The sequence below is a fragment of the Undibacterium hunanense genome (assembly GCF_014284335.1).
In the GTDB taxonomy this organism is placed as follows: domain Bacteria; phylum Pseudomonadota; class Gammaproteobacteria; order Burkholderiales; family Burkholderiaceae_D; genus Undibacterium; species Undibacterium hunanense.
Genome location: NZ_JACOGF010000011.1, coordinates 69,565 through 82,524, shown reverse-complemented (window position 1 = coordinate 82,524; position 12,960 = coordinate 69,565). Strand labels below are relative to the sequence as shown.

Sequence of the window (12,960 nt, the reverse complement as noted above, 5' to 3'; positions counted from 1 at the left end):
AACATCTAGGAGACAGCAGTATGAATACCGTATCTACAACGGCCCCTATGGCCGTGCCCGCTTCCAGTGTACTTGACCAGGCAGTCAGCAAAGTCAAATGGCGCATCCTGCCACTATTCGTGGTGATGTTCATCGCCAATTACATAGACCGCGTCAACATCGGTTTTGTGCGCAGCCATCTGGAAAAAGATCTGGGTATCGGTGCCGCCGCTTTTGGTTTTGGAGCTGGCATCTTCTTCCTGGCTTATGCATTGTTTGAAGTACCTTCCAACATCCTGCAACAGCGCTTTGGTGCCAAAGCCTGGCTGACGCGCATCATGGCAAGCTGGGGCGTGGTTGCCACCGGCATGGCCTTTGTGCAGGGCGAAACCTCGTTCTACGTGATGCGCTTCCTGCTGGGTGTGGCTGAAGCGGGTTTCTTTCCGGGTGCGGTCTACTATTTCACGCAATGGCTGCCGAACCGTGAGCGCGGCAAGGCAATGGCGATTTTCCTCAGTGGTTCGGCACTGGCATCGGTATTGTCCGGCCCGCTGTCAGGCGCGCTGTTGCAGATTGAAGGCGGTGGTTTCCACGGCTGGCAATGGATGTTTATCATCGAGGGACTGGCTTCCATCGCACTCTGCTTTGTCGTCTGGTTTTGTCTGGATTCTCATCCACGTGACGCCAAATGGCTGACTGACGAAGAACGGAATGAGCTTACCGCCGTCATCGCTGCCGAGCAAAAAGAACGCGATGCCAACAAACCCGGACATGTCAGTGCGTTCAGTCTGTTGCGCGACAGCCGCATTGCTCTGTTTTGCTTTATCTATTTTGCGATCCAGCTGACCATCTACGGTGCTACGTTCTGGCTGCCCAGCATCATCAAGAAGATGGGCCACTTCACTGACTTCCAGGTTGGATTGTTCAACTCGATACCCTGGCTGATTTCAATTGCCGCCATGTATATGTTTGCTGCGCTGGCACTGCGCTTCAGGCATCAGCAGATGTGGGTGGCAATTGCATTGACCATCGCTGCCGGCGGCATGTTGGCATCCACCGTGGGTGGCCCGGTGTTTGCGTTTGTTGCGATCTGTTTCGCAGGCATAGGTTTCAAGGCAGCATCATCGCTTTTCTGGCCGATACCACAGGCTTATCTGGACAGCCGCATCGCCGCTGCCGTGATCGCGTTGATCAATTCATTAGGTAATCTGGGTGGATTCGTGGCACCTGCCACTTTCGGTTTCCTGGAACAAAGAACAGGTTCCATCCAGGGTGGCTTGTATGGCCTGGCAGCGGCTTCCATGGTGGCAGCAGCACTGGTTTTCCTGACACGCAAATCAAAAACTGCGGCTTAAGCATAATGTGCCACACACCTGCCCATGCAGGGGTGTGGCACATAAGTTTCAGAACGAAGACCCTGGCAAAGACAGGAACTGTACTTCTTCCGCCGTTGAAGTACGCCCCAGTATGGCATTACGATGCGGGAAGCGGCCAAACCGCTGTATGACTTCGCGATGCCGTATCGCGTACTGATAATAGCCTTCAAAAATCTCATGCTGCGTTTCTGGCACATCCTTACGCAGGGCATCATACAGAGCCACTGCCCTGTCCTGATCTGCCAGTGCTTCTGAATGTTCCAGCGGCAGATAAAAGAAAACCCTCTGTATCGGGCGCAACTGACGATCTGCCTGCACGGTCAGGCCTGCTTCGGTATATGCCCTGGCCCGGGCATCACATGCAAACGATTCCGGCGTGGCTCTATACATATTCCGGGGGAATTGATCACACAGAATGATCAGCGCCAGCCGCCCTTCGGCGGTATGTTGCCAGCCATCGAGTTCACCACGCATAGCCTGTGCATTCAGATCGGCAAATTGATCTCTTATTGAGGTATCAAGTGCTTCACTCTTCGACCACCACAGTTTTGCCTGGGATTTCGCCGTCCTGGCATCATCCACGACACCGCCCACATCCTGGCCAAACCAGAAATCCAGTACTACATTAATACCATCCATCAATATCTCCCTGAATAAATTGCTGTCAAACAGTAGCATGATCAGGCATTTTCAACATTCTTTTATTTCTGTCTTGACTGAAATAAAAGAATTACCTACACTATGTATATGGAACTTACACCTGTCAAACAAAAATTTATCCTGCACTGGGGCGAAATGGGCACCTTATGGGGCGTCAATCGCACGGTCAGCCAGATCCATGCCTTGCTGTATATCGTGGGTTGCCCCATGCAGGCAGAAGAAATTGCTGACACCCTGGGTGTGGCAAGGTCGAATGTATCGAATTCGCTGAAAGAGCTGCAAAACTGGAAGCTGGTGAAACTGGCCCATGTCATGGGTGACCGCCGGGCGCATTATGAAACTTCACTGGATGTCTGGGAATTGTTTCGCACGGTGGTACGTGAACGCAAGGAAAGGGAATTCAACCCTACTATCACTACCCTGCAACAATGTCTGGACAGCCCCGATCTGGATCAGGAAGACAAGGCAACACAACTACGTATCGCCGAAACCCTGGCCCTGATGAAGACCGTCACCACCTGGACCGATGAAATGTTGCGACTGGAACCAGCTACCCTGATGAAGCTGTTGAAGATGGGTGCTGCAGTACAAAAATTTGTGCGCGGGGATGAGAAGTAAGTGTCTCTGAAACGCAGGGATGGTTGCAGTGAATAAGAACAAAAAATAAGTACAAAGAAAAATGCCCTGGCATTTTTTTTAAAAATAAATTTCTTTTTAAACAGAAATGTCAGAAATAAAAATCAGTACAATATAGGCATAAAAGGAAATCAACGTGAGCGACTATCCACTGACACTGCTGTATGACGAATCCTGTCCCATCTGTAAACTGGAAATGGATAATTTGCGTGAACGGGATCATCTGAACAGATTGCTTTTTGTCGATGCATCTGCCCCTGGTTTTGATGCTGGAAAATATGGGGTGACACTCAGCGAAATCATGCGTGTCATCCATGGTGTCAGGCCCGATGGCAGTATCGTGACCGGGGTGGAAACGATCCATCTTGCCTACAAGGCAGCAGGTTTGGGATGGTTGACGGCAGCGATCAATTTCCCTTTGCTCAAACCCATATGCAATTGGGCTTATGTACATTTTGCAAGCAACCGCCATCATGTGTCTGAAATACTGGCGGATGTCATCATACGCATTGCCGCGAAGCGGGCTGAAAAACGCAGCAGAGCTTGCAAGGCCGGTAAATGCACACTTAAATAAGACGAGATCATGAAAATTCTTATCTGCGGTGCCCAAGGTTTTATCGGTCGCCACATCAGCCTGGCTCTGCAAAAGGCAGGACATGAAGTCTGCCACGGTGTGCGTCGCCCGCAAGCTGTAACTGGTACTGGCCCTGCTGAAATCGCCATCGACTATGCGCACGATACCGACCCGGCCATCTGGGAAACACGTCTGCGGCAGTTGGGGCAAGTCGACGTCGTCATCAATGCAGTAGGCATACTGAATGAAACATCCCGATTACGCTTTGATGCAATACATCGCGATGCGCCTGTAGCCCTGTTCAGGGCGGCAGAAAAATGCGGTGTGAAATCGGTCGTACAAATCTCGGCGCTGGGTGGCAGGCAAGAAGCAGAGCATCCTGACATCATGACTGGCTATATGCAAAGCAAACGCGCTGCCGACAACATGCTGATGGAAAGCGGGTTGACTTACCTGGTCTTGCGCCCTTCTTTGGTGGTTGGTGTGGATGGAGGCAGCAGCCAGTTATTCCGTATTCTGGCCAGTCTGCCGGTACTGGGCTTACCTGGCCGCGGTGAACAGCAAGTGCAACCTGTACATATGGATGACCTGTGTACTGCCATCAATATCTGGCTGGCGAATGCAACCCGCTCGAATCTGGTGTTGAATGCAGTCGGCCCGCAAGCCATGTCTTACCGGCGCATGCTGGAAATTTATCGACAGGCCATGGGTATGCCGGCGCAAACCATGTTCCCCATCCCCATGTCTGTCATGCGTGTAAGCGCGCGTCTTGCAACTCTCTTGCCGCAAACGACCTTGACACCAGACAGCCTGGATATGCTGGAACAAGACAATGTCGCTGATGCGCAGCCATTTGCCGCGCACCTGCATCGGCCAGCAATATCACATGAAGACTGGTTTGCCGGCATACCGGCAAACATGTTGGCAAGTACAGCCATTGCAGCATGGAGTTTGCCATTGTTTCGCTATGTCCTCGCGCTGGTCTGGTTTGTCACAGCAGCGCTGTCCTTCGGGATTTACCCCATCTCGGGTAGCCTGGCCTTATTGCAGCCTTTGGGTCTGAGTGGGGCGCCTGCCATGTTCATGCTGATGGCGGCATCCAGCCTGGATTTATGTCTGGGTCTGGCAACGCTGTTCTGGCCGAGGCGCATTTTATGGCTGATGCAAATTGCCCTGATCGTTGGCTACAGTTGCATCATCGCGATCTATTCGCCTGAATATTATTTACACCCGTTTGGACCGGTTTTGAAAAACCTGCCCATCCTGGCCTTGCTTGCTTTTTTATTTGCTCATCAAAGAGACGCACAATGAACACCTATCTCTTACTTAAAACATTGCATATTTTGTCTTCGGTTTTGCTGGTTGGTACCGGTTTTGGTTCGGCCTTTTATATGTTCTTTACCAATCGCAGCAGGCAGTTCAAGGCACAGGTGGTGGTTGCGCGCCTGGTGGTACTGGCTGACTGGTGCTTTACCACACCAGCCGTGATTATCCAGCCACTGACCGGCTTTGCCATGGTGCATATGGCAGGCTGGCCATTAAGCACACCGTGGATCGTGTGGTCTTTTGTCCTGTATCTGTTTGCCGGTGCCTGCTGGTTGCCCGTGGTATGGCTGCAAATACGCATGAAGGCCATGCTGGAAATTGCCGATGCAAATAACACTGACCTGCCCGATGTATTCTGGCGTTATTCCAGATATTGGGAATGGCTGGGCTACCCTGCCTTCATCGCCATGATAGGCGTGTATTTCCTGATGGTGAACAAGCCCGTTTTTTGAAGCAAAGCCAGCGCTCAGTGATAAAATCAGGCCATGAAAAAAACTACCACGCCCCTGTCAATTACTGAAGCGCCAGGCACCACTGCTGTACGCAGCCGCCGCAAAAGTGGCGGCCTGACCCTGAGTGATGTCGCCAGGATTGCCGACGTTGCGCCGATCACTGCATCACGCGCATTGAAATCACCCGACCTGGTTTCACCTGCCGTCCTGCAAAGGGTGAGGGATGCGGTGGAAAAAACCGGCTATGTACCCAATTTGCTGGCTGGTGGCCTGGCTTCCACCAAGAGCAAACTGGTAGCAGCCGTGGTTCCCACCATCACCGGTGCGGTTTTTCTGGAAATGGTGCAGTCGTTGACAGCCAGCCTGGCCGCGTCTGGATACCAACTCATGCTGGGACAATCCGGCTATGAAGATTCGCGTGAAGATGCCTTGCTGGAAGCGATTATCGGGCGCAGGCCGGATGGCGTTGTTCTGACCGGCATCATGCGGTCTGCACTGGCCAAACGGCGCCTGCAGGTCAGTGGCATACCTGTGGTAGAAACCTGGGATCTGACATCGACACCCATCGATATGCTGGTTGGCTTTTCTCATGAAAAAATCGGCATTGCAGTCGCCGAATTTCTCCATGCGCGTGGACGCCGCAGAGTCGCCACCATCAGTGCCAATGATGACAGGGCGGTGCGACGCAACAAGGCGTTTTCTGATACGGCACAAAACCTGGGCATGTTGGATGCCGATAGCACAGAAGTTCCTACCTGTATCGTCCCCGCCCCCACCACGCTGGGCAGTGGACGCAGCGGCTTGCGCAGCCTGTTGCAGGACCATCCCACCATTGATGCCATATTTTGCAGCTCTGACATGCTGGCGCTGGGTGTTCTGACTGAAGCACAGGCAATGGGTATTGCTGTGCCCGAAAAACTGGCTGTGATCGGGCTTGGTGACCTGAGTTTTTCATGTGACCTGAACCCGGCACTGACATCGGTAAGAATTGATGGCAGCGCCATCGGTGCCATCGCTGCGGATTTTATTATCCAGCGTGCGGACGGAAAAGTGATCAGCGACCCGATACGGGATATCGGGTTTTCCATCATGGAACGGGACAGCACCTGATCTGAACCTTGCTGCAACATCAGTACTTCATCAGATTCAGATCAGGTGCTTGGTGCCTAATCAGTCAGCGCAGCGCTTCATAGAATTCTGCCTCGATAATGGACAGCGCTGCCTTGGCAACCACCTTGGCACCAGTATCCGTATTATTCTGGTTTGCGACTTCCTGCATGGCGAATGCCCGGTCACTGTCTGAAGCCATGCCGGTCAACTCCACTTTGACGACCCGCCCCTGCACAGGTTTCAAAGGCAGACTGACATAACCCAGGCTCTTCGGTGTCAAGCCTTCATACACCAGCTTGCCATCAACACTGATGCGTATCGGGTAACTGCGTTCACGCCAGCCAGTAAATTTGAAAACCGCTTCGGTCAAGGTGGCAGGACGTGCCAGCTCATACGCGATCCATGCTTCACCCGGCACGCTGCTGCTATGCCATGCCGTGGTTTCATCGTCGTCATATGACCTGGCTGCAGTATCGACATTACTACCTGCTGTTACCTTTGCAATATCCATCGCCAGACGCGATGGTTTGAATGACGCCGTGGCCGGTGTTGGTCCACGTTCCAAATACGAAGGCAATTGCGCACTGGCCAGTTGCAAGCCCAGACCGGAATCCACTTTCACTGGTGTTGACGTGATGTCCAGGCTGGCTGATTTCAAACCGGCAGCGGTAGCTGTCAGATGTATTTTCCCAGCCTGTGTAGTGCTGCGCAACAGCACGCGATTGACACCGCCCTCGACCGGCAAACTGGGTGACAGGATGTAGTTATTCTCACCCTGGGCAATACCGCCACGCCATTCTGCCGGGCCATCCAGTTTGAAATCAACCAGGTTCAATGCCACAGGATTGCGCTGGCCATTTGCATCAACCACTTCGACTTCCACCAGCGCCAGATCAGCGCCATCTGCACGCCAGCCACCTGGTGCAGACTTGACACTCAGGCGCAAGGCTGCTGGTTCACCGGCTGTTTTCAATACTGTTTCACAAAGCTTCTTGCCGTCGGCTGCATAGCCCACAGCACGCAATTCACCAGCCTGCCAGTTGACATCCTTGAAGCTGAACAGGAAGCGCGCGCTTTGTTCGCCCTTGCCAAGTGATGTGCCATTCAGGAACAGTTCCACTACATCTGCACTGGATACCACCGTTATTGGCTTGGTGGTCGCTGGTGTGTAATTCCAGTGGCCAATAATATGTATGCGTGGCTGTTCTACATCCACCCAGCCATCCCAGATGACCTGATGCGCATAGAAACCGTCTTTGGGTATGCGCATGGCATCCACTTCGCCACTGCGGCGATAATTTTCTGCGCCGCGATGATGGGTATTGGTGTCAGAAAAAACGATATTCACACCGCCACTGCTGACCCGCTTGCCAGTGCCAGGACGTTCACGCCAATAGTCATACCAGCGCTGTACATCTTCTATGGCGTGGGAATCCTGGTTGCGGTTATAAATGCTGGCATCCTGCCCTTTGTGCAGGGGGCCGTCACCATCCTTGTGATAAGGCGCGGTGTAGTTGTCCCAGTATTTACGCAAGCCTTCATCACGCGAATATTCCATGGCCCAGAATGGCAGTCTGGCGCTCTTGTTGATGTAGAGCATTTCACCACCGTATTCGGCCACCTGGCTGTTCAGCATTTCCCGGCTGCCGGCCGCACGTCCGCCATATGGATCATACTGATCACGGATGGCTTTCATCTCGCGCATATGGGCTTCACTGACACCCTTGTTGCCGGATTCGTAAAACAGAATGCTGGGATTATTGCGGTTATAAATAAGGGCATCGCGCATCAGCAACACCCTTTGTTCCCAGCGGCGGCCTTCAACATCGGCTTCAGAATCACCGGCTGGCATGGCCTGTATCAGCCCTACCCTGTCGGCAGATTCTACGTCCTGCTTCCATGGTGTCACATGCATCCAGCGCACCAGGTTGCCATTGCTTTCCACCATCAGCCGGTTGCTGTAGTCGCTTAACCAGGGTGGCACCGACATGCCGACCGCAGGCCATTCATTCGAGGTACGTTGTGCATAGCCATGCATTTGCAATACACGGTCATTCAGTTTGATCATGCCATTCGCAAATTCGGTTTTGCGAAAGCCGGTGCGGGTATGTACGGTGTCCACTGCACGGCCATTCACTTTCAGCGTTGTGCTGACATCGTACAGATAACCGTAACCCCAGCTCCAGAAATTCAGTTTACTGACACGTGCATTGGCTTTCACTGTCGCCGTTTGGCCTGCGGCGATGGTTTGTGCCGGGCTGGCAAATGTGGCGATCTTTTTGCCATCGAGATCAGTGATAGCGACTTCATAGACCACGTTGCTGGCAGAAGTTGTTTCATTTCTGACCTGGGATTCGGCAGTAATCGTCGCTGCCTTGCCCGGCACATCAAAGTCTTGCGCATAGACATAGGTGCCGGTTGTGCCCAGGTTGGAATACAGCGGCAGGGTCTGGTACAGGCGACCACTCAGATGCAGGCGGATATTCTTGGGAATGCCGCCATAATTCGCATTGAAATTATTGCTGGACCATTGGTAGCGCTGGTTAGTGGCTTTTTCACGGTATTCCCAGGCATTGTCGGTGCGCACGGCGATCGTGTTTTCACCGGTAGTCACGACGTCACTGATATCGACGCCAAAAGCCATGACGCCATTTTCATGCAAGGCAACGGATTTGCCATTCACAAACACTTCTGCCGCCTGGCGAACTCCTTCGAATTCGAGAAACACCTTGCCAGATACGGCACCCGCCGGCAAGCTGAAGCGCTTGCGATACCAGGCAATACCGGTGGACAGGTCCACGATATCTTTTTTAAAGGCATCGTCTTCATTCCAGGCGCGTGGCAAAGTAACGGCTTTCCAACTGGCGTCATCAAATGCCGGGTTGGCCGCACCGGATGCGTCACCAATAAATAATTTCCAGCCAGGATTGAAGTCATAGGTACTGCGGGCAGGTGCAACGACTGGCTCTGTGGCCAGTGCTGCCTGCACTGGCTTTGTCATTCCAGCGCCCAGACCAAGCGCCAGCAACAACAAGCTTTGAAACAATAATGGGGAAGAGCGAAGTGCTGGCATGTTTTTACATTCACAGAAATTGTTGAAATCCGGAGTACCTGCCTTAAACCCACCGGCATCAGGCAACCCGCGCTGAAAATGAAGCTAGGCATTACAAAGTTGACATAAAAATGGTAGCGCTATCAGTTGCGAACGTCAAGCTGGCGTATTTTTACAGCCTGCCTTGAATATATGAGGTTTCTATCCAATTCCTGCTATGGCAAACCATCACCGGCAGGACCATTTCCCGATCAATCAATTTGGCGATTATTTATTGCTTCTGACAAAAAACCAGGCAGGATTGCCTTTTGGCAGACCTGCAAGCCCGGAATGCTAAATCAATAGCAACTAACACGGCTGAAAATCAAACGCCCGGCCTTATTCCATGAGAAAAGCTGCATATCAGGGCAGACAGCCTTAAAATAGGGGTTTTGGACAAAGTCCTCCGGCTGCAGTACCAGCCACCCTAGCAGAAAGAACCATGATTTCCCCCGTAAGCCCCAACGCCACAGCTGCAATGTCTGCCACGCCTGCAACCACAGTTCCAGACAGCTTTTGCGCCTTGCCCGAAGCCGTCATCAAAACCGCTGCGCAACACCTGAGCGATATCCTGTTGCTGGCATTTGAGCATACCGCGCAACAGCGGGCTGTGCTGGTGTTTGACAGTAACTGCGAGCTGGCGATGACGCTGACTGCTGCCTACAGGCTATGCCTGCCACATGCACAGTTCATTGATTTTGATAAAGAAACACCCGATTACATTTTGCAAACCCTGAATGCCCTGTCGGCCAATGACCTGGCGATTCTGGTTCAATCCACCAATTTCCGCCTTGAGGCATACCGGCTGCGGGTAGAGTTATTCAAGCGCAGCCTGAAAGTCATAGAACATCCCCACCTGGCACGCATGTCGGGGCAGGAAGCACTGTATTACATAGAATCGCTGGCTTATGATGCCAGTTATTATCGCGGTACAGGCAATGCACTCAAGCAAAAAATCGACAATGCCAGCAAGGGTATCGTCGATAGTGGTGGTGCCGAACTGATTTTCAGCGGCCGCTTTGAGCCTGCCAAACTGAATGTCGGCGATTATCGCGAGATGAAAAATATCGGCGGGCAATTTCCTATCGGTGAAGTATTCACAGAATCCGTCGTGCTCGAAGATGTATATGGACAGGTGCGGATATTTGCCTTTGGCGATACCAGTTTTACCGTCAACCGCCCGGCACAGCCGATTACCCTGGTCGTGGATAAAGGCCAGGTCGTTGACACCCACGATTCCACACCTGAATTTGATCTGGTACTGGCGAATATCCGTAAGGATGATGGTGTCATCTGGGTGCGTGAACTGGGTTTTGGCATGAACCGTGCCTTTTCCAAAGACCGCAGCGTACGCGATATCGGCACCTACGAACGCATGTGCGGCGTGCATTTGTCCTTGGGAACAAAGCATGGCAGTTATGCAAAACCACATATCAAGCGCGGCGAAGGCAGGCACCATGTTGACGTGTTTGCCGTTACCGAAGCCGTAAGACTGGACGAAGAAGTGGTGTACAGCAACGGTGCCTGGGTGGTCTGAACTGGCTGCGACAAGCAACAAAATTAGCAAAAACACATAAAAACCCTGCTCTCATGCCAGAGCCAGGGGCAAAGCATCTTCAATTTGGGCTTTCGCTGTTAGAATAATGCCCTTGTCCGTTCATAAAAAGTGCATCAACCATGACCCGTAAGCTGTTTGTTACCACTGCCCTGCCGTACGCGAATGCGCCTTTCCACCTTGGTCACATCATGGAGTATATCCAGGCTGACATCTGGGTAAGGCATCAGCGAATGTCAGGTAACGAGGTACATTTCGTCGGCGCGGATGATGCACATGGTGCACCTATCATGATTGCGGCTGAAAAAGCCGGTATCACACCACAGGCTTTCGTGGCGCAGATCGCGGCTGGGCGTAAACAATACCTCGACGGCTTTCATATCCAGTTTGACAACTGGCATTCAACCGATGGTGAAGAAAACCATCAGTTGTCACAGGATATTTACCGCAAGCTGAAATCGGCCGGCTTCATCACCAGCAAAACCATAGAACAGTTCTTTGACCCGGTCAAAAACATGTTCCTGCCTGATCGCTACATCAAGGGTGAATGCCCTAAATGTGGTGCCAAGGACCAATATGGCGATTCCTGTGAAGTCTGTAGCGCCGTGTATGCACCGACTGAATTGAAGAATCCTTACTCGGTCCTGACCGGTGCCACACCAATCATGAAATCGTCAGAGCATTTCTTCTTCAAACTGTCAGATGAAAAATGCGTGGAATTCTTGCGCGGCTGGGCCTTGAAAGACAACCGCCTGCAGTCTGAAGTAGCGAACAAATGCAAAGAATGGCTGGAAGGCGAAGGCGGTCTGGGCGACTGGGATATCAGTCGCGACGCACCTTATTTTGGTATCGAGATTCCTGATCAACCGGGCAAGTATTTCTATGTCTGGCTGGATGCGCCTGTCGGTTACCTGGCGTCGCTGAAGAATTACTTCGGCAAGACCGGTCGTGATTACGATGCTTTCATGGCAGACCCGACGACGGAACAAATTCATTTCATCGGCAAGGACATTACGTATTTCCATACCCTGTTCTGGCCAGCGATGCTGAAGTTTTCTGGTTATAAGACACCGGACAATGTGTATGCACACGGCTTTGTGACTGTCTCTGGCGAAAAAATGTCGAAGTCACGTGGCACAGGTATTTCACCGCTGCGCTATCTCGAAATCGGCATGAACCCGGAATGGCTGCGTTATTACTTCGCCGCCAAACTGAATGCCAAGGTCGAAGATCTGGACATGAATCCGGATGACTTTGTCGCGCGCGTCAATTCCGATCTGATCGGCAAGTACATCAACATCGCCAGCCGTGCAGCAGGCTTCATCACCAAGCGTTTCGATGGTGTGATCGCGACTGACTGGGCCACGGCGGATGATGCTTTCCTGAATAATTTGCGCAAGGTCGCGCCAGAAATCCAGGCGCTGTTTGAAGCACGTGAATATGGCAAAGCCCTGCGTGCCGCCATGGAACAGGCAGATCTGGTGAATGCCTATGTCGATTCCAACAAGCCCTGGGAACTGGCGAAAAAGCCAGAGAACGATGCCAAACTGCAGGAAGTATGCAGCCGCTTGCTGGAAGCTTTCCGCATCCTGACCATCTTCCTGAAACCTGTCTTGCCGCAACTGGCCGCCCAGGTAGAAGCGCAATTGAATATCGCCCCATTGCAATGGGCAGATGTTGCGATGCCATTGCCACATCATCACAAAATCAATCCGTATGCTCACCTGATGCAAAGGGTGGACATCAAGATTTTTGATGATCTGTTTGATATACCTGCTGCTCCTGCAAATTCTGCTACTGCAGAAGCAATCCCTGTGGACGACAGCGCAACAAGCGATATTGAAGCACTGGCCGAAGAAATCAAGATTGATGACTTTGCCAAAGTGGATTTGCGCATTGCCAGGATCGTCAATTGCGAACATGTTGAAGGTTCAGACAAGCTCTTGCGCCTGACCCTGGACGTGGGCGAAGACCGCACCCGCAATGTGTTTTCGGGTATCAAGTCAGCTTACCAACCGGAACAACTGATAGGAAAACTCACCGTCATGGTGGCCAACCTGGCACCACGCAAGATGAAATTTGGTTTATCCGAAGGCATGGTATTGGCTGCATCAGCCGCCGATGAAAAAGCCAATCCGGGTCTGTACATACTGGAAGCATGGCCCGGTGCCCAGCCAGGCATGCGCGTTCGTTAATACCTA

The 12,960-nt window shown here is 52.2% G+C and carries 10 protein-coding genes; 8 read left to right on the top strand and 2 right to left on the bottom strand.

Features of this window, described 5'->3' with window-relative positions:
* Positions 1-20: 20 nt before the first annotated feature.
* Positions 21-1,334, top strand: coding sequence for an MFS transporter (locus H8L32_RS19735; protein WP_186948982.1), 1,314 nt, complete (start codon positions 21-23; stop codon positions 1,332-1,334).
* Between the two features lie 48 nt (positions 1,335-1,382).
* Here H8L32_RS19735 and H8L32_RS19730 read toward each other — a convergent pair whose 3' ends face one another.
* The gene (locus tag H8L32_RS19730; protein WP_186948981.1) at positions 1,383-1,994 is read right to left on the bottom strand and encodes a DUF924 family protein; all 612 of its coding nucleotides are present in this window, start codon (positions 1,992-1,994) and stop codon (positions 1,383-1,385) included.
* Positions 1,995-2,102: 108 nt separating this feature from the next.
* Between H8L32_RS19730 and H8L32_RS19725 the strand changes: the two genes are divergently transcribed.
* The 5 genes from H8L32_RS19725 to H8L32_RS19705 all read left to right on the top strand — a co-directional run bounded on the left by H8L32_RS19725 (position 2,103) and on the right by H8L32_RS19705 (position 6,113).
* Positions 2,103-2,633 (top strand): GbsR/MarR family transcriptional regulator, encoded by a 531-nt coding sequence (locus H8L32_RS19725; protein ID WP_186948980.1) that lies wholly within the window; start codon positions 2,103-2,105, stop codon positions 2,631-2,633.
* A gap of 154 nt (positions 2,634-2,787) precedes the next feature.
* Complete coding sequence (locus tag H8L32_RS19720; protein WP_186948979.1) at positions 2,788-3,225, top strand: thiol-disulfide oxidoreductase DCC family protein; 438 nt, start codon at positions 2,788-2,790, stop codon at positions 3,223-3,225.
* A 9-nt stretch (positions 3,226-3,234) separates the two neighbouring features.
* A complete protein-coding gene (locus H8L32_RS19715; RefSeq protein WP_186948978.1) occupies positions 3,235-4,536 on the top strand; it encodes an SDR family oxidoreductase in 1,302 nt (433 codons plus the stop codon).
* Positions 4,533-5,003, top strand: a complete 471-nt coding sequence (locus H8L32_RS19710) for a DUF2269 family protein (protein WP_186948977.1) — start codon at positions 4,533-4,535, stop codon at positions 5,001-5,003. Before H8L32_RS19715 ends, H8L32_RS19710 begins: the two co-directional genes overlap by 4 nt.
* A gap of 33 nt (positions 5,004-5,036) precedes the next feature.
* A complete protein-coding gene (locus tag H8L32_RS19705; RefSeq protein ID WP_186948976.1) occupies positions 5,037-6,113 on the top strand; it encodes a LacI family DNA-binding transcriptional regulator in 1,077 nt (358 codons plus the stop codon).
* 64 nt (positions 6,114-6,177) lie between these two features.
* Here H8L32_RS19705 and H8L32_RS19700 read toward each other — a convergent pair whose 3' ends face one another.
* Positions 6,178-9,186, bottom strand: a complete 3,009-nt coding sequence (locus tag H8L32_RS19700) for a DUF4982 domain-containing protein (protein ID WP_230412320.1) — start codon at positions 9,184-9,186, stop codon at positions 6,178-6,180.
* 460 nt (positions 9,187-9,646) lie between these two features.
* Between H8L32_RS19700 and H8L32_RS19695 the strand changes: the two genes are divergently transcribed.
* Both H8L32_RS19695 and metG read left to right on the top strand, forming a co-directional pair.
* The gene (locus H8L32_RS19695; RefSeq protein WP_230412319.1) at positions 9,647-10,741 is read left to right on the top strand and encodes a M29 family metallopeptidase; all 1,095 of its coding nucleotides are present in this window, start codon (positions 9,647-9,649) and stop codon (positions 10,739-10,741) included.
* A 140-nt stretch (positions 10,742-10,881) separates the two neighbouring features.
* Positions 10,882-12,954, top strand: coding sequence for a methionine--tRNA ligase (gene metG, locus H8L32_RS19690; RefSeq protein WP_186948975.1), 2,073 nt, complete (start codon positions 10,882-10,884; stop codon positions 12,952-12,954).
* The last annotated feature ends 6 nt before the right edge of the window (positions 12,955-12,960 follow it).

What these genes read in the sequence shown, in the direction of transcription:
- H8L32_RS19735 (WP_186948982.1), top strand. Translation starts at nt 21, where the DNA reads ATGAATACCGTATCTACAACGGCCCCTATGGCCGTGCCCGCTTCCAGT.
- H8L32_RS19730 (WP_186948981.1), bottom strand. Translation starts at nt 1,994, where the DNA reads ATGGATGGTATTAATGTAGTACTGGATTTCTGGTTTGGCCAGGATGTG.
- H8L32_RS19725 (WP_186948980.1), top strand. Translation starts at nt 2,103, where the DNA reads ATGGAACTTACACCTGTCAAACAAAAATTTATCCTGCACTGGGGCGAA.
- H8L32_RS19715 (WP_186948978.1), top strand. Translation starts at nt 3,235, where the DNA reads ATGAAAATTCTTATCTGCGGTGCCCAAGGTTTTATCGGTCGCCACATC.
- H8L32_RS19710 (WP_186948977.1), top strand. Translation starts at nt 4,533, where the DNA reads ATGAACACCTATCTCTTACTTAAAACATTGCATATTTTGTCTTCGGTT.
- H8L32_RS19705 (WP_186948976.1), top strand. Translation starts at nt 5,037, where the DNA reads ATGAAAAAAACTACCACGCCCCTGTCAATTACTGAAGCGCCAGGCACC.
- H8L32_RS19700 (WP_230412320.1), bottom strand. Translation starts at nt 9,186, where the DNA reads ATGCCAGCACTTCGCTCTTCCCCATTATTGTTTCAAAGCTTGTTGTTG.
- H8L32_RS19695 (WP_230412319.1), top strand. Translation starts at nt 9,647, where the DNA reads ATGATTTCCCCCGTAAGCCCCAACGCCACAGCTGCAATGTCTGCCACG.
- metG (WP_186948975.1), top strand. Translation starts at nt 10,882, where the DNA reads ATGACCCGTAAGCTGTTTGTTACCACTGCCCTGCCGTACGCGAATGCG.